The sequence below is a fragment of the Streptomyces sp. NRRL F-5122 genome (assembly GCF_001507435.1).
GTDB lineage: Bacteria > Actinomycetota > Actinomycetes > Streptomycetales > Streptomycetaceae > Streptomyces > Streptomyces lannensis.
This window is the reverse complement of record NZ_LMWH01000161.1, coordinates 1-23,678: the sequence shown is the minus strand read 5'-3', so window position 1 is coordinate 23,678 and position 23,678 is coordinate 1. Positions and strand designations below refer to the sequence as shown.

General features: G+C 70.5%; 25 protein-coding genes. 15 read left to right on the top strand and 10 right to left on the bottom strand.

Translation table 11 applies throughout. The features are described 5' to 3' along the window. The first annotated feature begins 9 nt into the window (after window positions 1-9). The 3 genes from fabG (at window position 10) to ADL25_RS17480 (ending at window position 2,066) form a co-directional block, all read left to right on the top strand. Complete coding sequence (fabG, locus tag ADL25_RS17490) at window positions 10-714, top strand: 3-oxoacyl-[acyl-carrier-protein] reductase (protein ID WP_059128679.1); 705 nt, start codon at window positions 10-12, stop codon at window positions 712-714. Window positions 715-719: 5 nt separating this feature from the next. Further along, complete coding sequence (fabI, locus tag ADL25_RS17485) at window positions 720-1,487, top strand: enoyl-ACP reductase FabI (RefSeq protein ID WP_059128678.1); 768 nt, start codon at window positions 720-722, stop codon at window positions 1,485-1,487. Window positions 1,488-1,694: 207 nt separating this feature from the next. Continuing rightward, the gene (locus ADL25_RS17480) at window positions 1,695-2,066 is read left to right on the top strand and encodes a hypothetical protein (protein ID WP_059128677.1); all 372 of its coding nucleotides are present in this window, start codon (window positions 1,695-1,697) and stop codon (window positions 2,064-2,066) included. Window positions 2,067-2,073: 7 nt separating this feature from the next. Here ADL25_RS17480 and ADL25_RS17475 read toward each other — a convergent pair whose 3' ends face one another. After that, window positions 2,074-2,763: a FadR/GntR family transcriptional regulator gene (locus ADL25_RS17475; protein ID WP_059128676.1), complete on the bottom strand. Its 690-nt coding sequence runs from the start codon at window positions 2,761-2,763 to the stop codon at window positions 2,074-2,076. A gap of 88 nt (window positions 2,764-2,851) precedes the next feature. On the opposite strand from ADL25_RS17475, the gene ADL25_RS17470 reads away from it, so the two are divergent. The 4 genes from ADL25_RS17470 (at window position 2,852) to ADL25_RS17460 (ending at window position 5,601) form a co-directional block, all read left to right on the top strand. Next, window positions 2,852-4,192, top strand: a complete 1,341-nt coding sequence (locus ADL25_RS17470) for a CynX/NimT family MFS transporter (RefSeq protein ID WP_079050427.1) — start codon at window positions 2,852-2,854, stop codon at window positions 4,190-4,192. A gap of 61 nt (window positions 4,193-4,253) precedes the next feature. Next, a complete protein-coding gene (locus ADL25_RS51550; RefSeq protein ID WP_107116635.1) occupies window positions 4,254-4,370 on the top strand; it encodes an SGM_5486 family transporter-associated protein in 117 nt (38 codons plus the stop codon). Window positions 4,371-4,701: 331 nt separating this feature from the next. Further along, window positions 4,702-4,914, top strand: a complete 213-nt coding sequence (locus ADL25_RS17465; RefSeq protein ID WP_059128674.1) for a hypothetical protein — start codon at window positions 4,702-4,704, stop codon at window positions 4,912-4,914. A gap of 168 nt (window positions 4,915-5,082) precedes the next feature. After that, on the top strand, window positions 5,083-5,601 hold the full coding sequence (locus ADL25_RS17460) for a SixA phosphatase family protein (RefSeq protein ID WP_059128673.1): 519 nt from the start codon (window positions 5,083-5,085) through the stop codon (window positions 5,599-5,601). Between the two features lie 89 nt (window positions 5,602-5,690). On the opposite strand, the gene serB is transcribed toward ADL25_RS17460, so the two are convergent. Together serB and ADL25_RS17450 are read right to left on the bottom strand one after the other, a co-directional pair. Then, complete coding sequence (gene serB / locus ADL25_RS17455) at window positions 5,691-6,902, bottom strand: phosphoserine phosphatase SerB (protein WP_059128672.1); 1,212 nt, start codon at window positions 6,900-6,902, stop codon at window positions 5,691-5,693. Between the two features lie 171 nt (window positions 6,903-7,073). Beyond that, entirely contained in the window at window positions 7,074-8,831 is a 1,758-nt protein-coding gene (locus tag ADL25_RS17450) for a streptophobe family protein (RefSeq protein ID WP_059128671.1), read from the bottom strand. A 237-nt stretch (window positions 8,832-9,068) separates the two neighbouring features. On the opposite strand from ADL25_RS17450, the gene ADL25_RS17445 reads away from it, so the two are divergent. Further along, the gene (locus tag ADL25_RS17445; RefSeq protein WP_059128670.1) at window positions 9,069-11,546 is read left to right on the top strand and encodes an FHA domain-containing protein; all 2,478 of its coding nucleotides are present in this window, start codon (window positions 9,069-9,071) and stop codon (window positions 11,544-11,546) included. 100 nt (window positions 11,547-11,646) lie between these two features. Here the strand turns inward: ADL25_RS17445 and ADL25_RS17440 are convergent, their stop codons facing one another. The 3 genes from ADL25_RS17440 to ADL25_RS17430 all read right to left on the bottom strand — a co-directional run bounded on the left by ADL25_RS17440 (window position 11,647) and on the right by ADL25_RS17430 (window position 14,507). Beyond that, the gene (locus ADL25_RS17440) at window positions 11,647-12,360 is read right to left on the bottom strand and encodes a transglycosylase SLT domain-containing protein (protein WP_059128669.1); all 714 of its coding nucleotides are present in this window, start codon (window positions 12,358-12,360) and stop codon (window positions 11,647-11,649) included. A gap of 312 nt (window positions 12,361-12,672) precedes the next feature. Then, window positions 12,673-13,815 (bottom strand): S-adenosylmethionine:tRNA ribosyltransferase-isomerase, encoded by a 1,143-nt coding sequence (locus ADL25_RS17435; RefSeq protein ID WP_059128668.1) that lies wholly within the window; start codon window positions 13,813-13,815, stop codon window positions 12,673-12,675. Next, window positions 13,812-14,507, bottom strand: a complete 696-nt coding sequence (locus tag ADL25_RS17430; RefSeq protein WP_059128667.1) for an SDR family NAD(P)-dependent oxidoreductase — start codon at window positions 14,505-14,507, stop codon at window positions 13,812-13,814. Before ADL25_RS17430 ends, ADL25_RS17435 begins: the two co-directional genes overlap by 4 nt. Window positions 14,508-14,694: 187 nt before the next feature. Here ADL25_RS17430 and ADL25_RS17425 point away from each other — a divergent pair, with 187 nt between their 5' ends. From ADL25_RS17425 to ADL25_RS17415, 3 genes are all read left to right on the top strand, one after another. Continuing rightward, a complete protein-coding gene (locus ADL25_RS17425; protein WP_059128666.1) occupies window positions 14,695-15,840 on the top strand; it encodes a GAF domain-containing sensor histidine kinase in 1,146 nt (381 codons plus the stop codon). Continuing rightward, the gene (locus ADL25_RS17420; protein ID WP_059128665.1) at window positions 15,833-16,474 is read left to right on the top strand and encodes a response regulator; all 642 of its coding nucleotides are present in this window, start codon (window positions 15,833-15,835) and stop codon (window positions 16,472-16,474) included. Before ADL25_RS17425 ends, ADL25_RS17420 begins: the two co-directional genes overlap by 8 nt. Window positions 16,475-16,594: 120 nt before the next feature. Then, window positions 16,595-16,840 (top strand): chaplin, encoded by a 246-nt coding sequence (locus tag ADL25_RS17415; protein ID WP_059128664.1) that lies wholly within the window; start codon window positions 16,595-16,597, stop codon window positions 16,838-16,840. 132 nt (window positions 16,841-16,972) lie between these two features. On the opposite strand, the gene ADL25_RS17410 is transcribed toward ADL25_RS17415, so the two are convergent. Continuing rightward, window positions 16,973-17,755: a hypothetical protein gene (locus ADL25_RS17410; RefSeq protein ID WP_059128663.1), complete on the bottom strand. Its 783-nt coding sequence runs from the start codon at window positions 17,753-17,755 to the stop codon at window positions 16,973-16,975. A gap of 152 nt (window positions 17,756-17,907) precedes the next feature. Here ADL25_RS17410 and ADL25_RS17405 point away from each other — a divergent pair, with 152 nt between their 5' ends. The 3 genes from ADL25_RS17405 to ADL25_RS17395 all read left to right on the top strand — a co-directional run bounded on the left by ADL25_RS17405 (window position 17,908) and on the right by ADL25_RS17395 (window position 20,330). Beyond that, window positions 17,908-18,705: an ABC transporter ATP-binding protein gene (locus ADL25_RS17405; RefSeq protein ID WP_059128662.1), complete on the top strand. Its 798-nt coding sequence runs from the start codon at window positions 17,908-17,910 to the stop codon at window positions 18,703-18,705. 81 nt (window positions 18,706-18,786) lie between these two features. After that, window positions 18,787-19,215 (top strand): NfeD family protein, encoded by a 429-nt coding sequence (locus tag ADL25_RS17400; RefSeq protein ID WP_059128661.1) that lies wholly within the window; start codon window positions 18,787-18,789, stop codon window positions 19,213-19,215. 155 nt (window positions 19,216-19,370) lie between these two features. Next, window positions 19,371-20,330 (top strand): SPFH domain-containing protein, encoded by a 960-nt coding sequence (locus ADL25_RS17395; protein WP_059128660.1) that lies wholly within the window; start codon window positions 19,371-19,373, stop codon window positions 20,328-20,330. Between the two features lie 108 nt (window positions 20,331-20,438). On the opposite strand, the gene ADL25_RS17390 is transcribed toward ADL25_RS17395, so the two are convergent. The 3 genes from ADL25_RS17390 to ADL25_RS17380 all read right to left on the bottom strand — a co-directional run bounded on the left by ADL25_RS17390 (window position 20,439) and on the right by ADL25_RS17380 (window position 22,485). Beyond that, on the bottom strand, window positions 20,439-20,951 hold the full coding sequence (locus tag ADL25_RS17390) for an HNH endonuclease (RefSeq protein ID WP_059128770.1): 513 nt from the start codon (window positions 20,949-20,951) through the stop codon (window positions 20,439-20,441). Between the two features lie 163 nt (window positions 20,952-21,114). Continuing rightward, the gene (locus ADL25_RS17385; RefSeq protein WP_059128659.1) at window positions 21,115-21,654 is read right to left on the bottom strand and encodes a YbhB/YbcL family Raf kinase inhibitor-like protein; all 540 of its coding nucleotides are present in this window, start codon (window positions 21,652-21,654) and stop codon (window positions 21,115-21,117) included. Window positions 21,655-21,699: 45 nt separating this feature from the next. Further along, entirely contained in the window at window positions 21,700-22,485 is a 786-nt protein-coding gene (locus tag ADL25_RS17380) for a sporulation protein (protein WP_059128658.1), read from the bottom strand. A 206-nt stretch (window positions 22,486-22,691) separates the two neighbouring features. On the opposite strand from ADL25_RS17380, the gene ADL25_RS17375 reads away from it, so the two are divergent. Then, entirely contained in the window at window positions 22,692-23,333 is a 642-nt protein-coding gene (locus ADL25_RS17375) for a DNA-3-methyladenine glycosylase (RefSeq protein ID WP_059128657.1), read from the top strand. Window positions 23,334-23,678: the final 345 nt, after the last annotated feature.

Here is a 23,678-nt window from a genome sequence, read left to right as displayed (position 1 = left end):
GGTGATCCGTTGAGCCGCTCGGTTCTCGTCACTGGAGGCAACCGGGGCATCGGCCTCGCCATCGCCCGCGCGTTCGCCGACGCCGGCGACAAGGTCGCGATCACATACCGCTCGGGGGAGCCGCCGGCCGGCTTCCTGGCGGTCAAGTGCGACATCACCGACACCGAGCAGGTGGAGCAGGCCTACAAGGAGATCGAGGCCGAGCACGGCCCGGTCGAGGTCCTGGTCGCCAACGCCGGTGTCACCAAGGACCAGCTTCTGATGCGGATGTCGGAGGAGGACTTCACCTCGGTCCTCGACACCAACCTCACCGGCACCTTCCGTGTCGTCAAGCGCGCCAACCGCGCCATGCTGCGGGCCAAGAAGGGCCGCGTGGTGCTCGTCTCGTCGGTCGTGGGGCTGCTGGGCTCCGCCGGGCAGGCGAACTACGCCGCCTCAAAGGCCGGCCTGGTCGGATTCGCCCGTTCCCTCGCCCGTGAACTGGGCTCGCGCAACATCACCTTCAACGTCGTCGCTCCCGGCTTCGTCGACACGGACATGACCAAGGTGCTCACCGACGAGCAGCGCCAGAACATCGTGTCGCAGGTGCCGCTCGGCCGGTACGCGAAGCCGGAGGAGATCGCCGCGACGGTGCGGTTCCTCGCCTCCGACGACGCCTCGTACATCACTGGAGCCGTCATCCCCGTTGACGGCGGACTGGGAATGGGTCACTGATCACCATGAGCGGAATTCTCGAGGGCAAGCGCGTCCTGATCTCCGGTGTGCTGATGGAGTCCTCCATCGCCTTCCACGCCGCGAAGCTGGCCCAGGAGCAGGGCGCCGAGATCATCCTGACCGCGTTCCCGCGGCCGACGCTGACCGAGCGCATCGCCAAGAAGCTCCCGAAGCCCACCAAGGTCATCGAGCTGGACGTGACCAACGACGAGCACCTCGGCCGCCTGGCCGACATCGTCGGCGAGGAGCTGGGCGGTCTCGACGGCGTCGTGCACTCCATCGGCTTCGCCCCGCAGGACGCCCTCGGCGGCAACTTCCTGAACACGCCGTTCGAGTCCGTGGCCACCGCCATGCACGTCTCGGCGTACTCCCTGAAGTCGCTGACCATGGCCTGCCTGCCGCTGATGCAGAACGGCGGCTCGGTCGTCGGCCTCACCTTCGACGCGCAGTACGCGTGGCCGCAGTACGACTGGATGGGCCCGGCCAAGGCCGCCCTGGAGGCCACCAGCCGCTACATCGCGCGTGACCTGGGCAAGCAGAACATCCGCTGCAACCTGATCTCCGCGGGCCCGCTCGGCTCCATGGCTGCCAAGTCCATCCCGGGCTTCGGCGAGCTGGCCTCCGTGTGGGACAACCGCTCCCCGCTGGAGTGGGACCTCAAGGACCCGGAGCCGGCCGGCCGGGGCATCGTCGCCCTGCTCAGCGACTGGTTCCCGAAGACCACCGGCGAGATCATCCACGTGGACGGCGGTCTGCACGCCATCGGCGCCTGAGCCTTTCCGAGGCCGGACGGCCGAGCGCGCGAGCGCTCGCGTACCGCGACGGGCCTCCCGGCGTACCGGGCCGACGCCCCGCTCCCCGCAAGCGCGGGGAGCGGGGCGTCGCCCGTTCGGAGCAACTGACACGGGCCCACGGGCCGTGCAGCACGCACGCTGGGAGTACGCACCGCCCCGCAGGCGAACGGCCCAGGAGGTCCCCTTGTGCGTCTGTCCCGCCGCTCCGCTCCGGCCTTCCTCGCCCTCGCGCTGCTGACGGTTCTGCCGTACGACTCCCTGCCACCGGCCGGTGTGGTGCAGGCCGGTCCGCACACGGACGTGACCACGGGGAAGAGCGCCGACCCGCAGCCGTTCGGTGCCGAGTGCCGCGTCGGCGTCATCGGCTCCGACGTCGTGGCCTACTGCCACAACCCCTTTCCCGACACCGACCACGTCAGTCTGCACATCGAGTGCGACCGCTGGTGGGACATCGACACCGACACCGCCCCGGTGGAGGCCGGGCCCGCGATGACGGTACGGCTGAGCGGACGCTGCTGGCAGAACGTGCGCTCGGCGTGGGTCGGGCACGCCCGGTGAGCGGCGGTCAGCGGGAAGCGGGCCCCGGGCGCCCCGGACGGCACACGAACGGATAGCTCGCGGCCTCCGACGCAGCCGTGGCCGCGTCGCCCGTCCGGACGGCGTCCACCAGCCGTGTGTGGTCCATGTAGGTCTCCGGCGTCAGCTCCTCGCCGACGTCGTCGCGCAGCCAGTCCCGCAGCACCTCGACGAGATCCGCGTACATCGCCGTCATCACGTCGTTGTGGGACGCGGCCACCACCGCCATGTGGAAGGTGGCGTCGGCGGTCACGAACGCCTCGGTGTCCCCGGACTCCCAGGCCTCCTGGCGGCGTACGAGGAGGGCGTCGAGTTGCTTGAGGTCGCGTTCGGTCCGCCGCTCGGCGGCCAGTTTTGCGGCTCCCGACTCCAGGGTGGAGCGGAGTTCGGCGATGTGGCCCCGGTCGGCGTCGGCGAACCGCCGGTGCATCACGCCGGCGAGTTCGCTGGTCGCCACCACATAGGTGCCCGACCCCTGGCGGATGTCCAGCAGACCGTTGTGCGCCAGTGCGCGGACCGCCTCGCGCACCGTGTTGCGGGCCACCCCGAGCTGCTCGACCAGTTCGGGCTCGGTGGGGATGCGGGAGCCCACCGGCCATTCCCCCGAGGTGATCTGGTTCCGCAGCGCGGCGATGACCTGCTCGGCCAGCGCGGATCGGCGGGGGTGGCTCAGCGGCATGACGGTCCTTCGTGCGGGCCTGGTGGCGAGGCCGGAGGATCCGGAGCGTAACGCAGCGGGAGTGGACAGCCAATCATCCCATCATTCTATGATGTCTCCCATGGCTAGTGAGCAGACCGGAACGACGACGCCCGCACCGACGCGCGGCCCGGCCCGAACGGCGACGGGAACCACGAAGACGGCGAGCGGGAGCGGGACGTCCGCCCCGCGGGCGTGGACACTGCGCATCCTGGTCGTCGGCATCGTGCTCACCGCGCTCAACCTGCGGCCCGCCATCACCAGCCTCGGCGCCCTCCTGGAGGAGGTGCGCGACGGCCTCGGCATGAGCGGCGGCGTGGCGGGACTGCTCACCTCGGTGCCCCCGCTCTGCTTCGGTGTCTTCGGGATCATGGCGCCGCGGCTGGCCCGCCGCTTCGGACCGGGTGCCGTGGTCTGCGCCGGAATGGCCGCGATCACCGCGGGGCTGCTTCTGCGCCCCTACCTCGGCGGCACGGCCGGCTTCCTGGTCGGCAGTGCGCTCGCGCTGATGGGCATCGCGGTCAGCAACGTTCTGATGCCTGTGATCGTCAAGCGCTGGTTCCCCGACCGGGTGGGCTCCATGACCGGCCTGTACTCCATGGCGCTCGCCCTCGGCACCGCCTCCGCCGCGGCGGTCACCGTGCCCCTGACGGACGCGCTGGGCGGCAGCTGGCGCATCGGGCTCGCGGTCTGGGCGGCGCTCTCGGCCGTCGCGGTCCTGCCGTGGATCCCCTTCGTGCGGCCCGCGGGCACCGCTCCCGCGGACGATGCCGCTCCCGCCGCCGCGTCCGGCCGGGGCGAGCCCGACGACGGACTGCGGATCGTCCGCAGCCGAACCGCATGGGCGCTGGCCGTCTTCTTCGGTCTCCAGGCGACGGCCGCCTACATCACGATGGGCTGGATGGCACAGATCTTCCGCGACGCCGGGGTGGCCGCGGGCACGGCCGGTGTGCTCCTCGCCGTCACGATGGTGATGGGTGTCCCGCTCGCCTTCGTCATCCCGCGGCTGGCGTCGCGGCTACCGCACCAGGGCCCGATCGTGATCGCCCTCGGCGTGTGCGGTCTCGCCGGATACGCGGGCCTGTACTGGGCCCCGGCGGGCGGCGCCTGGGCGTGGGCGGTGCTGCTGGGCGTCTCCAACTGCGCCTTCCCGCTGGCGCTGACCATGGTGGGCATGCGCGCCCGCACGAGCGCGGGGGTGGCCAAGCTGTCGGCCTTCGCGCAGAGCACCGGGTATCTGCTGTCGATCCCCGGACCGCTGCTGGTCGGAGTTCTCTACCAGAGCAGCGGCGGCTGGGGCCTGCCGCTCGCACTCATGGCGGGGCTGATGGTGCCGCAGATCGTGGTGGGGGTCCTGGCGGGCCGCAACGGCACGGTGGAGGACGAGATGGCGGGGGCGCCGGGACGGTGAAACCGCGGCCGGCGCCGACCCCGCCGGAACCCCGGCGGCCCGGAAGTGCGAGACTGACCGCATGCCCGTGCTCGACCCGAACCCCAAGAACGGCCAGAAGAAGATGCTGCTCGTCTTCGGCACGTTCTTCGCCATCTTCGTGATCATCGCCGTCATCGCGACGATCGCATCGCCCTGACCGAGGACGTCGACCGGGCGCCGGCCCGCCGGCGGCGCCGAGGGGCCCCGAGTCGTACCACCCAAGGTGCCGGCCGACCGTGACGGACGGGTGCCCGGTGTCCGTGCACCCCGCTGTGCCACGGTGTTCACACCGCTCAGCCGTGTAGGGGGCACCGGGCCGGGTGCGTGCTCCCGGGCCGGGGGTGGGGCTGGCCCCACCATCCCCTAGGGGGCCAGTGTCAGGGGCAAGTGGGTGGATCACCGGATGGGTTGAGGGCCGATGAGTCCCTACCTTCGAGGTGTGGCCGCGAGGGGCGGACCACGGGACCCGAAGACCCACGGAGGCAGGCATGTCGGCCCCTACGCACTTCCGGCCCGGCCCGGCGACCACGGGCGGCGTCGACATCAGGCTGCCCTGGTGGGCCCTCGCACTGCCCACGCTGGCCTTCATCGTCCTGCTGGCGCTCATCCTCAACCCGTCCGACGCTAGCGGCGGCGGCGACCCCGCCCTCGGGCACCTCGTCGAGCGCGTCCAGCACAGCGTGACGCACCACGTGTCGTGACGGAGCCCCACCGAGGGGCACCGGCGGCACCGACCGCCCGCCGTCGCCGGTGTCGTCCTGCCAGGTGAGCGCGGCCGGGCGACCGAATCGGCCACCCGGACGCGGGCGCGCGGCCGGCGCCGTCAACTCCCTGCGCTCCCTGGCCTGTTTCATGCGAAGCTGGGACCCATGAGCTCCGCAGAACCCCGCAGGATTGTCCTCCTCCGGCATGCGAAGGCCGACTGGCCGCAGGTGCCCGACCACGAGCGCCCGCTCGCTGACCGGGGCCGCAAGGACGCGCCCGTCGCCGGACGCAAGCTGGCCGACACCGGCATCCCCTTCGATCTGGCCCTCTGCTCCACCGCGATCCGCACGCGCGAGACCTGGAAGCTCGCGGTCCAGGAGCTTCCGCACCGGCCGAAAACCGTCTATGAGGACCGGGTCTACGAGGCCTCGCCCGGCGAGCTGATCGCCTTGCTCGACGAGACGTCCGACGACGTCCGGAACGTGATCCTGATCGGCCACAACCCGGGTATCCAGGGTCTCGCCGAGGTCCTCGCCGGGACGGCCCACAAGGAGGCCCGCGAGCACATGGACCGACGCGGATTCCCGGCCGCCGCCTTCGCGGTGCTCGGTTTCGACGCCGAGTGGAAGTCGCTCGAGCCGGGCACGGCCACGCTGATCGACTTCTGGTCGCCGAGCGACTGACCTCTACGGAACGTCGGCGGTGGCCCCGGCCTCCACGCAGGTTCCGGGGCCACCGCCGACGTAGAGGCACATGCCGGTGAGGCGCGCGGTCAGTGAGGGTCGTCCTGCGTGTCCGCCGCCTCCACCTCTTCGCGGGTGACGCCCAGCAGATAGAGGACGGTGTCCAGGAAGGGGAAGTTCACCGCGGTGTGCGCGGCCTGCCGCACGACGGGCTTGGCGTTGAAGGCGACGCCCAGACCGGCCGCGTTCAGCATGTCGAGGTCGTTGGCCCCGTCACCGATCGCCACGGTCTGCGCCAGCGGTACACCCGCTTCGGCGGCGAACCGGCGCAGCAACCGTGCCTTGCCCGCCCGGTCCACGATGTCGCCGACGACCTTGCCCGTCAGCCTCCCGTCGACGATCTCCAGCGTGTTGGCCTGCGCGAAGTCGAGCCCGAGCCGCTCCTTCAGATCGTCCGTGACCTGGGTGAACCCGCCCGAGACGACCCCCACCTGGAAGCCGAGCCGCTTCAGCGTACGGATCAGGGTGCGCGCGCCCGGAGTGAGCCGGATCTCGGCGCGGACCTTGTCGACCACCGACGCGTCCAGCCCCTTGAGCAGAGCCACGCGCGCGTGCAGCGACTGCTCGAAGTCCAGTTCGCCGCGCATGGCGGCCGCCGTCACCTCGGCGACCTCCGCCTCACAGCCGGCGTGCGCCGCGAACAGCTCGATGACCTCGTCCTGGATGAGCGTCGAGTCCACGTCCATGACGACCAGACGTTGCGCGCGACGGTGCAGACCCGCCGCAACGACCGCGATGTCGACGCCGAGCGCCGCGGCGTCGGTCACGAGCGCGGTGCGCAGCGGCTCGGTCTCCACGCCGGACACGGCGAACTCGACGGCCGTCACGGGGTACTTGGCGAGCCGGAAGATACGGTCGATGTTGCCGCCGGTCGCGGCGATCCGGGCGGCGATGGCCGCCGTCGACTCCGCGGTGAGCGGGTGGCCGAGCACAGTGACCAGGGAGCGTCCGAGGCCCCGCGGACGGTTGTCGCCGATGCCGGAGATGATCTCCGCCTGCATCTTCACGGACTCCGCCCAGCTGTGGACGGTCGCCCGCAGATCACCCTCGAGCCCGGACGGGGGCACGGTCACGAGTGCGCACAGCACCATCCGGCCCCGGGTGACCACCTGCTCGATGTCGACGACGTCGACGCTGTAGGCGGCCAGAGTGTCGAACAAGCCTGCGGTCAGGCCCGGCCGGTCCTTGCCGAAGATCTTGACAAGGAGCGTGGGGGCATCGGAGGTCTGCGAAGCGCTCATGGTGCTTCCCACCGTATCCGTCACCCAGTGCCTTCCGCGTTTCCGGTCCGACCAGCGGACGGGGAACAGTGCATGGCCGGCGGATGACGTACGCCTTGAGCGGCGGAGACAGGCGCGCGGAGGTCCGCAGGGGCGACACGGCGGCCGGGCACGGGCGTGCCGCCGGTCGGGTCAGCCGCGTCCTTTCGGTCCCCTGGGCGGGTGCGGTGGAGGCGGCGGGGGCGGACCGTCGTCCGAGGACGAACGTGTCCGCCGGGGACGAGGCGGCGGGAGCCTGGGTGGCGGTTCGATCGGCCGGGCCACCGTGGGGGCGCCGTACACGTCCCCGGTCGCGGACGACGGCCCGCCCGAAGGGGGCCGCGCGTCCTGCGGCTCACGCAGTTCCTCGGGCAGCCGCAGATAGGGATTGGTGTCGGGGTTGGGCGGGCGATGCGGCCTGCCGGGTACGTAGGGGCCCGCGCCGTGCGGCACCGTCGGCGAGGGCGCGGTCGCCGCTCGTCCCGCGGCGGCCCGCGCCAGGGGCGCCGCCCGGCTGCCCGCGGCCCCCGCCGCGTACGCGAGCAGCGCTCCCGCCGCTCCGGCTGCGGCGCCCCAGACCGCACCCAGCAGCAGGGCCACGCCGAGATGCCCGTGCAACTCGATGCCGGCGCCGAACGCGTCGAATCCGAACACGGACAGCGAGGCGTCCACCGACACATCCGTCAGCCACGCCAGCAGCGGCAGTGCCAGGGCCGTCACGACGCCGAGCCGAAGTGCGCAGCGTGCTGCGAGGCCGAGCGGACCGTGGCCGCCTGCGACGGACGGAGCCCGGCCCCGTACGACCGCGGCATCACCGGCTCGTACGAGCGGCGTACGCACTGCGGTCAGCACGCCCGCGAAGAGCATCATGAGCGCCGCGGCGAGGGCGAGCAGCCATACCTTGCCGTCCAGTTCGGCCAGGCGACCCAGGGTGACCGGCTGGTCCGTGCGCACGGTCAGCAGCCGGTCCAGCGGGTCGGGCAGCAGCTTCGCCAGCTCGCCCGTGGCCCTGCCGTCCCACGGTACGAACAGGCCGACCGGGACGCCCAGCCACACCCCGTTGGGCGCGCCGAGCAGTGCGGCTCCCGCGATCCGCCCCGGATGGTCGTCGCCGATCGCCGCGTACGCCGCCGCCGCGAGGCCGGCGACCACCGCCACGAGCACCACGGTCACCAGCGCGGACACGGCCGGACGCACCATACGGTGCACCCCCTCCCAGCCGCGGGGGAGCGGAGTGCGCCGGGAGGCGAGCAGGGCGATCACGAGGACGCCTGCGGCCCATGCCGCACCCCCGAGCAATGTGGGCACCGTGTCGACGGTGAAGCCGACCGCGGCCTTCGCCTCGACGAGGTCGCCGATCCGGCTCGGCAGCAGGCCCCCGATGTCGCCGAGCCCGGGGATGTCGACGCCTTTGCCACCGCCCGTGCCGGGCAGTCGGTTCAGTCCGAGCGCGTCCCCGTCGATGGTGATGACGTCGTGGCCGGCCCAGGCGAGACCGCCCAGCATCGCCACGAAGAGCACGACCACCGTGCCCGCCCGGGCGAGGAGTTCGGCCGGTGAGACCACAACTCCGGCCGTGCGCAGGGAGCGCAGGAAGAACCAGCACAGCAGCAGTGCGCCCACCAGCCCCACACCCAGGGGCGTGATGTCCATGGCGGTGGTCGTCTCGGCCCCCTTGAGGCCGAACGCGGACACGTCCCCGGACGGCTTGACCGACCCGTTCGCGCCCAGTGCGACCACGGCCGCGGTCATCGGGCCGAGCGAACCCGCCGTATCGGCCTGCAGCAGATGCAGACCGAGTGCCGCGGTTCCCGCCATGCCGATCAGCGCCCAGCTCACGGAGGCGATCGCGGACAGCAGTACGTCCGTCCACGGCACCCGCCGGCCGTTCTCCGCGGTGTCGATGCTCATGCAGGCCCCCCGGTCCGCGCCGCGGCGTCCCCGCGGATGCCCCCTCGAGGGGGATTACCACTCTCCGGGTCGGTCCGACCGCCGTCAACGGGACACGTCCCCAAGGGTGTGGGCAGCTCGTCGCAAGGTCCGACTTTCGGTCGGAGGGCTGAGCCTGAAATAGTTCCCCACGATGTTCGACATCCCTAGACTCCCTGTGATGGGGGCAACTCGGGGGACAACTCAGTGGGGCATGGAGTGCCTGAACTCGTACTCGAATTGAACGGACGCACCTGGACGCTCGACGCGTCCAGGCGATACACCCTCGGACGCGATCCGCAGGGGGACATCGTGCTCGAGGACGCCAGGGTTTCCTGGCGCCACGCCACGATCGGCTGGGACGGGCGCAGTTGGGTCATCGAGGACCACGGCAGCACCAACGGCACGTTCGTGCAGGGCCGGCGGGTGCACCAGCAGGAGATCGGTCCGGGCTCGTCGTTGTATCTGGGCAACGCGACCGACGGACCGCGGCTGAACCTGTCCGGTGCGGCGGCCGCCGTCACCACCCCGCAGGCCCAGCCCCAGCAGCAGCCGCATGCGGCCCAGGGCGGGGGCGCCGGCTGGGCACAGCATTCGCCGCAGCAGGCCGCCGCGCAGATTCCGCAGCAGCAGGGCCCCGGTGGTGGCGCGGGGGCGCCACCGGTCTACGGCGACCGCAGCCCGACCACGTTCCACCAGCTCGCCCTGGGCCGTGTGATGCGCATCGGCCGTGCGCTGGAGAACGAACTGGTCGTCTCCGACCTCCAGGTCTCGCGTCATCACGCCGAGTTCCACGCCATGCCCGACGGCCGTTTCGAGATCCGCGACCTGGGCTCGCACAACGGCACGTTCGTCAACGGCATGCCGATCGGCAAGGGCAGTTCGGCGCTGCTCGGCCCGAACGACATCGTCGGCGTCGGCCACTCGACGTTCCGTCTGGTCGGCGACCGGCTCGAGGAGTTCGTCGACACCGGTGAGGTCTCCTTCTCCGCCCGTCACCTGACCGTCACCGTCGACGGCGGCAAGCAGATCCTGAAGGACGTCTCCTTCGGTGTGCCGGAGAAGTCGCTGATCGCGGTCATCGGCCCGTCCGGCTCCGGCAAGTCGACGCTGCTGAAGGCGCTCACCGGTTACCGGCCCGCCAACCAGGGCGACGTCCTCTACGACAACCGGAACCTGTACAAGCAGTTCGCCGAGCTCCGCCAGCGCATCGGGCTGGTCCCGCAGGACGACATCCTGCACAAGGAGCTGTCGGTCAAGAAGGCGCTCAAGTACGCGGCCAAGCTGCGCTTCCCCGCCGACACCACCGGCGCCGAGCGTGAGGCGCGCATCGACGAGGTGCTGCGCGAGCTGAAGCTCGACGTCCACAAGGAGAAGAAGGTCACCTCCCTCTCCGGTGGGCAGCGCAAGCGCGTCTCGGTGGCCCTCGAACTGCTCACCAAACCGTCGCTGATCTTCCTGGACGAGCCGACCTCGGGCCTCGACCCGGGCATGGACCGTGACGTGATGCAGCTGCTGCGCGGGCTGGCCGACGACGGCCGCACCGTGCTCGTCGTCACGCACTCGGTGGCCGAGCTGGCGCTGTGCGACAAGCTCCTGGTGATGGCGCCGGGCGGCGCGGTCGCCTACTTCGGACCGCCGGAGGAGGCGCTGAACTTCTTCGGCTACGAGACGTGGGCCGATGTGTTCTCCGCCTTCGAGAACTACCGCGACTACGACTGGGCGGGCCGCTGGAAGGGCTCGCAGCACTACCAGATGTACGCCGCGGACATCGACGCAGTCGCCCCGCAGTCGGTGCACATGCCGCCGCCGCAGGCGATCAAGCCGCCCAAGCCGCAGGGCTGGTTCTCCCAGCTCGGCACCCTCGTGCGGCGGTACGTCTCGGTCATCGCCTCGGACAAGGGCTTCCTGGCGCTCACGGTGATCCTGCCGGCGGTGCTCGGCGCGGTCAGCCTGCTCATCGACAGCGACAAGGGCCTGCTGGTCAACCCGGTCAGCCCGAAGACCGGCGTGCCCGTCCCGAACGGCACGGCCACCACGGTCCTGCTGATCCTCGCGGTCGGCGCGTGCTTCGCGGGCGCCGCCAACTCCGTCCGCGAGCTGATCAAGGAACGGGTCATCTACGAGCGGGAACGCGCCACCGGCCTGTCCCGCTCCGCGTATCTGATGTCGAAGGTGTTCGTCCTCGGCGCGGTCACCGTGCTGCAGGGCCTCATGGTCGGCCTGATCGGCTTCTCCAGCCGCGAGATCCCCGAGGAAGGCGTCGTCCTCGGCGGCTCCACGCTGTTCGAGCTGTGCCTGCCGGTCATGGCACTGGGCTTCACGTCGATGATGTTCGGCCTCGTCATCTCCGCGCTGGTGAAGACCGCGGAGAAGACGATGCCGCTGCTGGTGATGTTCGCCATCATCCAGGTGGTCTTCACGGGCTGTCTGTTCACCCTGAACGGCGCGGTCGGTGTGAACCAGGTCTCGTATCTGATGCCGTCCCGCTGGGCGGTGGGCGCCGCGGGAGCGACGCTGGACTTCAACAACATCGCCCCGAACACGGACGACCCGACGAACACGGACCCGCTGTGGAACCACACGGCAGGGGCCTGGAGCATGGACATGGTCGCCCTGATCGCCATCGGTGTGATCTGCGGCATCCTCGTGGCCCGCTTCCTGCGCCGGCACGAGCCCGAGGTCATGCGGAAGTAGTCGCTTGTGGAGCACACGCTCCCGGAGCACGCGGAAGGGCGGCACCCGTCAGGGGGTGCCGCCCTTTCTTCTGCTCAGCGGGAAGAGGTCCGCGCAGGCCTCAGTACGCGCTGTTGACGTTGTCCATCGAGCCGTAGCGGTGCGCCGCGTAGTTGCAGGCCGCGGTGATGTTCGCGACCGGGTCGTAGATGTTCCACGACGTGCCGGACACGTGGTAGGTGCGGAAGGTCGGGTCGATCACCTGGAGCAGCCCCTTGGAGGGGATGCCGTTGCGGGCGTTGATGTCCCAGTTGTTGATGGCCGCCGGGTTGCCCGAGGACTCCCGCATGATGTTGCGGTACAGACCGTTGTACGAGCCGGGGATGCCCTTCTGGGCCATGATGTCGAGCGACTGGCGGATCCAGCCGTCGAGGTTGTTGTTGTACGACCTCGGGGCCGACTGCCGGACCGGCGCGCGCTCGGCGGAGCGGCTCGCGGCCTGCTCGGCGCCGCGCTGCTGCGTCGCCTTCTCGGCGCTCAGCTTCTTGGCGGCCTGGTCGGCGGCCTGCTTCTTCGCCGCTATGGCCTCCGCCTTCAGCATGGAGGCGGCCTTCTGGTCGGTGACGTTGACCTTGATGTTCTTGACCGGCTGGTTACCGATGTTCACCGGAGCCGAGGCGACGGCCGCAGCCTCGTGAGTCGTGGTCTGCGCCTCGCTGGGCGTGGCGGTGATCGCGAGGGTGGCGACACCCAGGCCGGCGCAGCAGGCGGCGGACAGCTTCTGCGTCTTGGTCAGCGATCGGGCACGACTACGAATGTTGGTGATCTGGGGCATGTGTGAGTGACCTCTTCGAGTTGCGCGGAGGTCGCTCTGGTGCCGGTGGAATCGGATGTTTCCAGCACAAGCGCCGCGGGTAAGGGCCCGCAGCGCCGAGCGACGGAAGCAATTCTTAGCGGCCGCAAAATGCCTAGGCAAAGGTGTGACGTACTATCCCGGATAGTGCGCACAGGAAGGGCAAAACGGTACAGATCGCCCCGTCTTCCCCGTTCAAAAGGGACCCGTTGGTGTCCTATGTCCCTTCGTATGTGACGTGGGCCCTATGTGCGTCCTCACATGGAGCGCGGCCCTTCTTCACCGGTAGTTGCTCTAGCAATTCGTAGCGTGATGCGAATTCGGGGGCAGCATGAGGTGGCTGTCACCGAACTCGTGCCACAGGTACCGCCCGGCGAGCGCCGCCGCGTAGGCACGGTCGACGGCCGCCCGTCCGGCCACGGCCTCGAGCATCAGCAGATGGGACGCCTCCGGCTCGTGAAGCCCGGTCAGCAGACCGTCGACCACCCGCACCCCGCGCTCGGGCGTCACCACCAGATCGGTCCAGCCCTCCCGCGCCCGTACGGCACCGTCGCTGTCGACGGCCGACTCCACGGCCCGTACGGCCGTGGTCCCGATCGCTATCACCCGCCCGCACCCGCCTTCCGGGGCGGACCCCTCGCGCCCTCCCCGATCCGCGTGCACGGCGTTGATCAACCGCGCCGACGCCTCCGGCACCGCGAAGCGCTCCGGGTACGGCGGCTCGTGCGCCTCCGCCGACGCCACCCCCGTGTGCAGCGTGATCGGTGCGAACTGCACCCCCCGGCTCACCAGCTCCGCCACCGTCCGCGAGGTGAAGGGCCGCGCCGCACTCGGCATCTCCGCGCTGCCCGTGCCCTCGGCCGACGGGAGGGCGAACACCGTCTGGTACGCGGACAGCGGCTGGTCCCGCTCGGTGTACGAGTACCGGATGGGGCGCCCGTGGCGGCCCAGCACCTCCACCGGGTCGCCCCCGGACGGGGTGGCCCACCACAGCCTCTCGCTCCGGCCGGACAACGGCTCCCGGAGCACGAGCCGCACGCCGCCCGGCAGCCGCACCTCGGTTCCCGCGGGCCCGCCGGCCCGGGCGCGTGTGGTGCCCCGCTCGTCCGGGTCCCGCAGTTCCACGGCCCACCGCCCGTCGTCCCCGCGCGTGGAGAAGTGCACCACCACCGGCGCGTCCCCGACCCGCCCGTCCACCGCGGCCGCCAGCGTGGGGGAGGTGTTGACGACGAGCAGGTCCCCGGCCCGCAGCAGCAGCGGCAGCTCCGTGAACCCGTGATGCGTCACCTCCGTACCGTGCGAGACCAGCAGCCGCACGCAGTCCCGGTCCAGTCCCGGCCCGCGCTGCTCGGCCGGTACCCGCGCGGACAACTCCTCGGGGACCTTCCCGAAGGCGCGGACGCGTTCGGCCGCGGGCACCCCCGTCACCGCCCTCACCGCCCCTCCAGCAGCGAGGGGGCACCGTAGCGGCCGCTCGCCGGCCGCTCGTCCAGCAGCCGCAGGAAGGCGGGCACCACGGACCGCGGCGCCGGACGCGGATCGTCGTCGTCCGGCACGGCCGCCGTATAGAGGTCGGTGGCCATGTCCCCCGGGTCCACCGCCCACACCCACAGGTCCGGTTCCTCCACGGCGAGGACCGCCGCCAGATGGTCCAGTGCCGCCTTCGACGCCCCGTAACCGCCCCATGTCTCGTACGCCTCGGCCGCCGCGTCGGAGCTGATCGCGATCACCGTGCCGGTGCTCGACGCCCGCAGCAGCGGCAGCGCCTCCTGGACGAGGCCCAGCGCGGCGACCACGTTCACCTCCAGCGCCCGCCGCAGCCCGTCCGGGGCCAGATCCTCCAGCCGCACCAGCGGCTCCGCGCCCAGCGCGCTCGCGTTGCTCACCAGCAGATCGACGCCGCCCAGCGCGCGGGCCGCCGCCACCAGAGCGGCCCGGTGCGCGGCGTCCGTCACATCCCCGGGCAGGGCCTCCACCCGCGTCCCGTACGACGCCAGGTCCTTGGCCGTCTGGGCGAGCACCGACTCGGTCCTCGCGTTCAGCACCAGGTCCCAGCCGCGCTCCGCCAATGCCGTGCCGAGCTCCCTGCCGAGCCCTTTCGAAGCCCCCGTGATGATCGCAACCGGCATGACTACCGTCCCCTCTGTGCCCGACCGCCGGTGATCGGCGGTGGACTCAACGTAGGAACGGCACCTCCCCGGCCGCCTCGGACGCGGGCCGCAACGACCGGGGGCCCTTCGCCCTAGGCCCATCGGACCAGCCGGGGCCCGCACAGGTCGGATACGCACGGTCACACCCCACGGGTACGGTGAGGTCATGAGCCATGGACCCCGGTCGGGCCTGTACGCGGTGAGCTCCGCGCTGTTGGCCATGAGCAGGCACCTCGAGGTGCGCGACGTCCTGAAGACGATCGTCGCCTCGGCCCGTGAGCTGCTCGACGCGGAGTACGCGGCGCTCGGCGTCCCGGACGATCACGGGGGCTTCGCCCAGTTCGTGGTGGACGGCGTCACCGACGAGCAGTGGAAGGCCATCGGCCCGCTCCCGCGCCAGCACGGCATCCTCGCGGCGATGCTGCACGAGGCGAAGCCCGAGCGGCTCGCCGACGTCCGCCGTGACCCCCGCTTCGAGGGGTGGCCCAGCGCCCACCCCGAGATGTCCGACTTCCTCGGCCTGCCCATCCGTGACGGCGACGAGGTCATCGGCGCGCTCTTCCTCGCCAACAAGAGGTGCCCGAAGCCGGAGGGCGGCTGCGGATTCACCGAGGACGACGAGGAACTGCTATCGATCCTCGCCCAGCACGCGGCGATCGCCCTGACCAACGCACGTCTGTATGAGCGCAGCAGGGAGCTGACCATCGCCGAGGAGCGCTCCCGGCTGGCCCACGAGCTGCACGACGCGGTCAGCCAGAAGCTCTTCTCGCTGCGGCTCACCGCCCAGGCGGCGGCCGCCCTGATCGACCGCGACCCCGGCCGCGCCAAGGGCGAGCTCCAGCAGGTGGCCGTGCTCGCCGCGGAGGCCGCCGACGAACTGCGCGCCGCGGTCGTCGAACTGCGCCCCGCCGCCCTGGACGAGGACGGCCTGGTCGCCACCCTGCGCACCCAGATACAGGTACTCGACCGCGCCCACACCGCGCGCGTGACCTTCACCGGCCGCGGTGTCCGGGCCCTGCCGGCCGCCCAGGAGGAGGCGCTGCTGCGCGTCGCCCAGGAGGCGCTGCACAACGCCCTGCGGCACTCCGGTGCCCGGCGGGTCGACGTGACGCTGGAGAAGTGCGGTCCCGGCGCCGTGCTGAGGGTCACGGACGACGGCGACGGGTTCGAGCCCACCGCGGTCCGACGCGCGGGACGCCACCTCGGACTGGTCTCCATGCGGGACCGGGCGGGCGGCGTGGGAGGAAGGCTGACCGTGGAATCGGCGCCCGGGAAGGGCACCACGATCGAGATGGAGGTCCCTGGTGGCTGACGCAATCAAGGTGCTGCTCGTCGACGACCACCAGGTGGTCCGCCGGGGGCTGCGCACCTTCCTCGAGGTGCAGGACGACATCGAGGTCGTCGGAGAGGCGTCCGACGGCGCCGAGGGCGTGGCCCGCGCACAGGAGCTGAAGCCCGACGTCGTCCTGATGGACGTCAAGATGCCGGGCGTCGACGGCATCGACGCGCTGCGCAGGCTCCGCGAGCTCGACAACCCCGCGCGTGTGCTCATCGTCACCAGCTTCACCGAGCAGCGCACGGTCGTACCCGCCCTGCGCGCGGGCGCCGCCGGATACGTCTACAAGGACGTGGACCCCGACGCGCTCGCCGGAGCCATCCGCTCGGTGCACGCGGGCCACATCCTCCTGCAACCGGAGGTCGCGGGTGCTCTGCTGTCCCAGGAGGAGAGCCATTCGGGCCAGGGAAGGACAGGTTCGCTGACCGAACGCGAGCGGGAGGTGCTGGGGCTGATCGCGGACGGCCGCTCGAACCGGGAGATCGCCCGTGCGCTGGTGCTCTCGGAGAAGACGGTGAAGACCCACGTCTCGAACATCCTGATGAAGCTCGACCTCGCGGACCGCACCCAGGCAGCGCTCTGGGCGGTGCGCCATGGTGTAAACGGCTGACCAGATCTTCATACCGTCGGGTGTACGTCCCTCGGACGGCGCAACCTCGGTGGATCTCCACCGTTCTCCAAGGCGTGCTGCGGCGCCTGCCGCAGTGACCGTAAGGAGAGGGCTCAGACAGTGAAGAACCTGAAGAAGACCGTTGCCGTCACGATGGTGGCTGGTGGTCTGGTCGCCGCCAGTGCCGGTCTGGCCTCCGCCACCGACGGGGCGCACGCCCACGGCAAGGCCAAGAGCTCCCCGGGTGTCGTCTCGGGCAACGTCATCCAGGCCCCGATCCACATCCCCGTGAACGCGGTCGGCAACAGCGTGAACGTGATCGGCCTTCTGAACCCGGCCTTCGGCAACCTGGGCATCAACCACTGACATCTCTGAGGGGTCCCCTCGGCACCGGCCTCCCGGGACTGCCCGGGAGGCCGCTCGTATGTGTGACGCAGTGATGTGGACGGCTCGGACGGCGGGCCGCCTCGGGGGGCCGGGAAACGCCGGGACCCCCGCTCACCGCATCTCGCGCTGCTCCACGACGGCGTTGTACGCGGCCACCTGCGCCCGCCGGGCCGTTCGCTCCACCGGACGGAGAGCCTCGGTCCTCGCCGCCATTTCGGAGGCGGTCACCGCGCCCCCGTGCCCGTTCTCGTACGCCACCGAGATCAGCAGCCCCACCCGCCGGGCGAGCTCCAGCACCCGCACCGCACGCGGCGGATACCCCGGTGCGAGGACCTGCCCGCCGCGCTCGGCCCGTGCCCGGTACGCGTCGATCGCCGCCTCCGCCACCGGCCCCGATCCGGCCACGTCCAGCCGAGACAGCACCTCGGTCGCCTCCCGCAGCGCCTCCGCGAGCTCCCGCTCGGCCTCGCCGAGCGACGGCACATCGGCGGGCGGTGCCTCCCGCACAGGCAGGCAGTGCCAGAGAACCTCGACATGGACGTCACCGTCCGGCCCTGCCCGGTGGATCTCCGGCACCAGGCCGAACGCGGCGCCGTGGCACAGCACCGCCTCCTCGGCCTCCAGCGCGCGGGCGTTGAACTCCGGCGGGCCGCTCAGGCCCAGCGGGTGCCCCGGCGCGGGCAGCGCGACGCGAAGTCCGGACGTCCCGAGCGCCCGCAGACGCCCCAGTGCGAACGTGAGGCCGACGGGGCCCGGCTCACCCGGCAGTCCCTCGACCCGGTGCGAGGCATCGTCCTCGACGATGGCCGCGGCGGCGTCGTCCGGTGACACAAGTCCGGCCAAAAGGGCATTTCCCCAAGCGGCCAGTCGTCCTGAGCGTGGTTCCGAGAGCATGCCCCCACCCTAAGGACCCGACCTATGGAATGGTCCGGGCGGCAGGTGGCGTAGATTTCTTGGGGGGCTGCGCCCACTGGCGTGGCGGTCCACGCCCACAGGCGTACGCGAGAGCCGACACTGGCCGAAATGCAAGGGGAGACAACGCGCTCATGAGCGATGTTCTGGAGCTGGAGGACGTATCCGTGGTCCGCGAGGGCCGCGCTCTGGTGGACCAGGTCTCCTGGTCGGTCAAGGAGGGTGAGCGCTGGGTCATTCTCGGCCCGAACGGCGCCGGCAAGACGACCCTCCTGAACGTCGCCTCGAGCTACCTCTACCCCAGCAAGGGCACCGCCACCATCCTCGGCGAGACCCTGGGCAGGCCCGGCACCGACGTCTTCGAGCTCCGCCCGCGCATCGGTGTCGCCGGCGTCGCCATGACGGAGAAGCTCCCCAAGCGCCAGACCGTTCTGCAGACCGTGCTCACCGCCGCCTACGGCATGACGGCTGGCTGGCAGGAGGAGTACGACGAGGTCGACGAGCAGCGTGCCCGCGCGTTCCTCGACCGCCTCGGCATGAGCGAGTACCACGACCGGAAGTTCGGCACGCTGTCCGAGGGCGAGCGCAAGCGCACCCTCATCGCCCGGGCCCTGATGACCGACCCCGAGCTGCTGCTCCTCGACGAGCCCGCCGCCGGGCTCGACCTCGGCGGCCGCGAGGACCTCGTACGCCGTCTCGGCCGCCTGGCCCGTGACCCGATCGCGCCCTCCATGATCATGGTCACGCACCACGTGGAGGAGATCGCCCCCGGCTTCACCCACGTTCTGATGATCCGTCAGGGCAAGGTGCTCGCCGCCGGCCCGCTGGAGCTCGAGCTGACCTCGCGCAACCTCTCCCTGTGCTTCGGCCTCCCGCTCGTCGTCGAGCAGGTCGGCGAACGCTGGACGGCCCAGGGGCTGCCCCTTTCCTGACGCTCCGAAACCCCGCGAGGAGCCTGGTCCCACCCCTTCTGCGCCCTGTGCGCGACCGGGCCCCCGGCCTACCATGACCATGTGAACATCGACGCCTGGGTGTGGTGGCTGATCGGCGCGGCGGGACTCGGTATCGGGCTCGTGATCACCGCGATGCCGGAGCTCGGAATGCTCGCGGTGGGAGCCGTCGCGGCCGCCGTGGTCGCTGGTCTCGGCGGCCACGCCGTGATGCAGGTCGCGGTCTTCGCCGTCGTCTCGGTCGCACTCATCGCCGTCGTCCGGCCCATCGCCGCGAGGCATCGCTCGCAGCGCCCCCAACTCGCCACCGGAGTAGAGGCGTTGAAGGGCAAGCAGGCGGTCGTGCTGGAACGGGTCGACGGTTCCGGCGGCAGGATCAAGCTCGCCGGCGAGGTCTGGTCCGCGCGCGCCCTCAACTCCGAACTCGCCTATGAAGTAGGTCAGGAAGTGGACGTCGTGGACATCGAGGGCGCCACGGCCATCGTGTTGTGACCTCGGGGGACTCAACTGAACGGAACGGCACACGAGTCGGGCGAGGGTCTGTCAGACTCGACCGGCAAGATCTTCAACAACCATAAGATCTTCCACAGGGCGCCGAGGCGGAGAAGACGGGGCGTCGAGGCGAAGAAGGGGTACGGGGAATCACGATGGAACCGATCATCATCGTCCTGATCATTCTGGTGGTGTTGGTCTTCATCGCCCTGATCAAGACGATCCAGGTCATCCCACAGGCGAGCGCGGCCATCGTCGAACGCTTCGGCCGCTACACCCGGACGCTGAACGCCGGCCTGAACATCGTGGTCCCGTTCATCGACTCCATCCGCAACCGCATCGACCTGCGCGAGCAGGTCGTGCCGTTCCCCCCGCAGCCGGTGATCACCCAGGACAACCTGGTCGTGAACATCGACACCGTCATCTACTACCAGGTGACCGACGCCCGCGCCGCCACCTACGAGGTCGCCAGCTACATCCAGGCCATCGAGCAGCTCACCGTCACGACGCTCCGCAACATCATCGGTGGCATGGACCTGGAGCGCACGCTGACCTCCCGCGAGGAGATCAACGCGGCCCTGCGCGGCGTCCTGGACGAGGCCACGGGCAAGTGGGGCATCCGCGTCAACCGTGTCGAGCTGAAGGCCATCGAGCCCCCGACCTCCATCCAGGACTCGATGGAGAAGCAGATGCGCGCCGACCGTGACAAGCGCGCGGCGATCCTCACCGCCGAAGGTACGCGACAGGCCGCCATCCTCACCGCCGAGGGCGAGAAGCAGTCCCAGATCCTGCGCGCCGAGGGTGAGGCCAAGGCCGCGGCGCTGCGGGCCGAGGGTGAGGCCCAGGCGATCCGTACGGTCTTCGAGTCCATCCACGCCGGCGACCCCGACCAGAAGCTGCTCTCGTACCAGTACCTCCAGATGCTCCCGAAGATCGCGGAGGGCGACGCCAACAAGCTCTGGATCGTTCCGAGCGAGATCGGCGACGCGTTGAAGGGGCTGTCCGGCGCCATCGGCAACTTCGGCCCGATGGTCGGCGGTTCGGGTGGAACCGGTGGCTCGGGCTCCACCGGCAACAACGGCTCGGACCGCCGCGAGAAGCCGTCGATCGACTGACGCGGTGCCCACAGGGCACGCAGAGGGGCCCGCCTCCTTGGAGGCGGGCCCCTCTCATCTCTGCTCACCCATGTGCCGGACGGCCTGCGAAGGGCCGGCGGACACCACCTAGGCAGCCGGAGCCGGCTGCGCCAGCCACTCCGGCAGCGCCTTGAAGTCGTCCTGCCCCAGCGCCAGCAGCATGGCGTCCGCCGGTGTCGGCTCGAAGGGCTGCCGCAGCAGGGGCATCCCGGCCTCCTCCGGCGTACGGTTCGCCTTGCGGTGGTTGTCCTCGGCGCACGAGGCCACGGTGTTGAGCCAGCTGTCCGCACCACCCTGCGACCGCGGCACCACATGGTCCACGGTCGTCGCCCTCCGGCCGCAGTACGCGCACCGGTGCCGGTCCCGCACCAGAACACCCCGCCTCGACCACGGAGCTTGTCTTCGGAACGGCACCCTTACGTATCTGCAGAGCCTGATGACGCGGGGGGCAGGTATGTCCACGTCGGCCCCGCGCATGCGGAGTTCGGGGTGGGCCTGCTCGACGACGGCCTTGTCCTGCAGCACCAGAACGACGGCTCGATTCAGCGTCACCGTCGACAGCGGCTCGAAGCTCGCGTTCAGAACCAGCGTGTCACGCATCCAGCCCACCTCCCGTGTGCATCCGCCCACCCCCTGGCGGGCTTGGATCAACTCTGTACGGGCGCGCCGAGATGGACAACGCAATAAAAAATGCCCGCCTCCGATCACTTCCATGACCGGAGGCGGGCAAACGTTCAATGAACGTCAGGGTTCGATTCGCGCGTCAGCCGGCAGCCGGATTCTCGTACTCACCGATGAGGTGGGCGCGCGCCAGCGTGTGGAATCGCAGGTTGAAGCCGACCACGGCGGGAGAGGCGTCCGAATCCGGACCGAGCTTCTCCTGGTCGACGGCGTACACCGTGAACACATACCGGTGCGGGCCGTCCCCGGGCGGCGGCGCGGCACCGCCGAAGTCCTTCGTCCCGTAGTCGTTGCGTGCGTGGACGGCACCCTCGGGCAGTCCCTCGAACTTCCCGCTGCCGGCAGCCGTGGGCAGCTCGGTCACCGAGACGGGGATGTCGAACAGGACCCAGTGCCAGAACCCGCTCCCCGTGGGGGCATCGGGGTCGTAGCAGGTCACGGCGAAGCTCTTGGTCTCCGGCGGGAAGCCCTCCCAGCGCAGTTGCGGCGAGGTGTTCCCGGCCGCCTGGACCTGAGCGTCGTTGAGCGTCGCACCCGGCTCGACGTCCTCGCTCGTCACCGTGAACGCCGGCACGGGCGGATGGAAGTCATGCGGCAGCGGCCGCCTCTTGGCCTCGGTCACCTCGGCACCTCCAAGTCAGTGGATCAACCGATTCCAGTGCAGAGCCTAGAACCAACTGCGCTTGCTTCCGACCTCGGCCAGCCACTGGTGCAGGTAGGCGGTCCAGTCCGTGGCGTGGAAATCGTGCAGGCCGACCTGGAAGGAGCGGAAGGAGTCGCTGCCCTCACTGAAAAGGCCCGGCTTCTTGTCCATCTCCATGATGACGTCCATCGCGTGCTCGTCGGCGACGAAGCTCAGCTCCACCTGGTTGAGACCGCGGTACTGCGACGGCGGAAAGAACTCGATCTCCTGGTAGAACGGCAGGCGCTGACGCGTACCGCGGATGTGACCGCGCTCCATGTCGGCGTTCTTGAAGCGGAAGCCCAGCTGGATGAAGGCGTCCAGGATGGCCTTCTGCGCCGGCAGCGGATGCACGTTGATCGGGTCCAGGTCACCGGAGTCCAGGGCCCGAGCGATCTCCAGCTCGGTCGTCACACCGATGTGCATGCCACGCAGTGCCTGACCGTCGATCATGGTGATCGGCGTCTCCCACGGGATCTCGAGCCCGAACGGCACTGCGTGCACGGCCCCTGCCTGGAGCTCGAAGGCGCCGCCGAGCCGCACCTTGGTGAACTCGATGTCCTGCTTGTACTCCGTGTCGTCGTGCCCCTCGACCTCGACCCGGGCCTGCAGACCGACGTTCAGGCCCTCGATCGCCTGATTCACGGACCCGCCCTGGATCCGCACCTCGCCCTGGACGACGCCGCCCGGTACGACATTGGTCTCCGTGAGCACCGTCTCGACCGAAGCCCCGCCGGCTCCCATGCTCGCGAGCAGCCGCTTGAACCCCATGAATCATCCCTCCCAGGCAACGCCTGTCTCCGTCGCCCCGTCCCGGTCGCGTGGTCCCCGAGGGGCCGCGCGTCCTCCCGTCCGGGGATCCTTGATCTCTAGATACGCGATCCGGCCCGGAACCGGTTCCGTGACCTCACCCTTCTAAGGGGGAGGACTCTTGGCCAGCCCGTGACACGCACACGTCTGGACTACCCTCGTACGGCGTGATCGCGACCCCAGACCGTACGCCCCTCCCCAGAGAGTTCTTCGACCGGCCTGTGCTGGAGGTCGCCCCCGACCTCCTGGGGCGCCTCATCGTCCGCAGCACGCCTGACGGACCGATCGAACTGCGCCTGACGGAGGTGGAGGCCTACGACGGCCCGAACGACCCGGGCTCCCACGCATATCGGGGGCGCACCGCCCGCAACGAAGTGATGTTCGGTCCGCCCGGACACGTGTACGTCTACTTCACCTACGGCATGTGGTTCTGCATGAACCTGGTGTGCGGTCCGCCGGGCCGGGCGAGCGGTGTCCTGCTGCGGGCCGGTGAGATCACCGACGGAGCGGAGCTCGCCCGCACCCGTCGACTCTCGGCCCGCAACGACAAGGAACTGGCCAAAGGCCCGGCACGTCTGGCGACCGCCCTGGGCGTGGACCGGAGCCTGGACGGCACGGACGCGTGCACCGGGGGAGAGACACCGTTGCGGGCCCTCACCGGCACTGCGGTGCCCTCGGACCAGGTACGCAGCGGTCCGCGCACCGGTGTCGCCGGCGACGGTGCCGTCCACCCGTGGCGCTTCTGGATCGCCAACGACCCGACGGTGAGCCCCTATCGGGCCCACACACCTCGGCGCCGGCGAAGTTGACGCGTCCCTGGGGGACGCGTAATGTAGCCCGAGCCGCTTGAACCGGGTACGGCGTCAGCCAGCAGCCGGAAGCGGCCACCCCACTACTCATGTGATTCCCTGCAAAGGGCGATTTCGGTATGCCCGCATGCCCGAATTCGAACTCGCGAACTCGATTATGAGTTGCAGCGGGAATCGGCTAACGTAGTGAATGTCGAAAGGCGCAAGGCGAAAAGCCGGAGCCCAAGGCGAATCCCGCCGACCGGGAATCGGATCGTGAAATGGTCTGATAGAGTCGGAAACACCGAAGGGAAGCGCCCGGAGGAAAGCCCGGAAGGGTGAGTACGAAGGAAGCGTCCGTTCCTT

Bases quoted from the DNA above. Each gene is read 5' to 3' on its own strand.
- ADL25_RS17470 (WP_079050427.1), top strand. From the start codon at position 2,852: ATGATGTCTCCCATGGCTAGTGAGCAGACCGGAACGACGACGCCCGCA.
- ADL25_RS17410 (WP_059128663.1), bottom strand. From the start codon at position 17,755: ATGCTCTCGGAACCACGCTCAGGACGACTGGCCGCTTGGGGAAATGCC.
- ADL25_RS17440 (WP_059128669.1), bottom strand. From the start codon at position 12,360: ATGCCCCAGATCACCAACATTCGTAGTCGTGCCCGATCGCTGACCAAG.
- ADL25_RS17430 (WP_059128667.1), bottom strand. From the start codon at position 14,507: ATGCCGGTTGCGATCATCACGGGGGCTTCGAAAGGGCTCGGCAGGGAG.
- ADL25_RS17380 (WP_059128658.1), bottom strand. From the start codon at position 22,485: ATGGGGTTCAAGCGGCTGCTCGCGAGCATGGGAGCCGGCGGGGCTTCG.
- ADL25_RS17475 (WP_059128676.1), bottom strand. From the start codon at position 2,763: ATGCCGCTGAGCCACCCCCGCCGATCCGCGCTGGCCGAGCAGGTCATC.
- ADL25_RS17450 (WP_059128671.1), bottom strand. From the start codon at position 8,831: ATGAGCATCGACACCGCGGAGAACGGCCGGCGGGTGCCGTGGACGGAC.
- ADL25_RS17425 (WP_059128666.1), top strand. From the start codon at position 14,695: ATGAGCCATGGACCCCGGTCGGGCCTGTACGCGGTGAGCTCCGCGCTG.
- ADL25_RS17395 (WP_059128660.1), top strand. From the start codon at position 19,371: ATGGAACCGATCATCATCGTCCTGATCATTCTGGTGGTGTTGGTCTTC.
- ADL25_RS17390 (WP_059128770.1), bottom strand. From the start codon at position 20,951: ATGCGTGACACGCTGGTTCTGAACGCGAGCTTCGAGCCGCTGTCGACG.
- ADL25_RS17405 (WP_059128662.1), top strand. From the start codon at position 17,908: ATGAGCGATGTTCTGGAGCTGGAGGACGTATCCGTGGTCCGCGAGGGC.
- ADL25_RS17465 (WP_059128674.1), top strand. From the start codon at position 4,702: ATGTCGGCCCCTACGCACTTCCGGCCCGGCCCGGCGACCACGGGCGGC.
- ADL25_RS51550 (WP_107116635.1), top strand. From the start codon at position 4,254: ATGCCCGTGCTCGACCCGAACCCCAAGAACGGCCAGAAGAAGATGCTG.
- ADL25_RS17460 (WP_059128673.1), top strand. From the start codon at position 5,083: ATGAGCTCCGCAGAACCCCGCAGGATTGTCCTCCTCCGGCATGCGAAG.
- fabI (WP_059128678.1), top strand. From the start codon at position 720: ATGAGCGGAATTCTCGAGGGCAAGCGCGTCCTGATCTCCGGTGTGCTG.
- serB (WP_059128672.1), bottom strand. From the start codon at position 6,902: ATGAGCGCTTCGCAGACCTCCGATGCCCCCACGCTCCTTGTCAAGATC.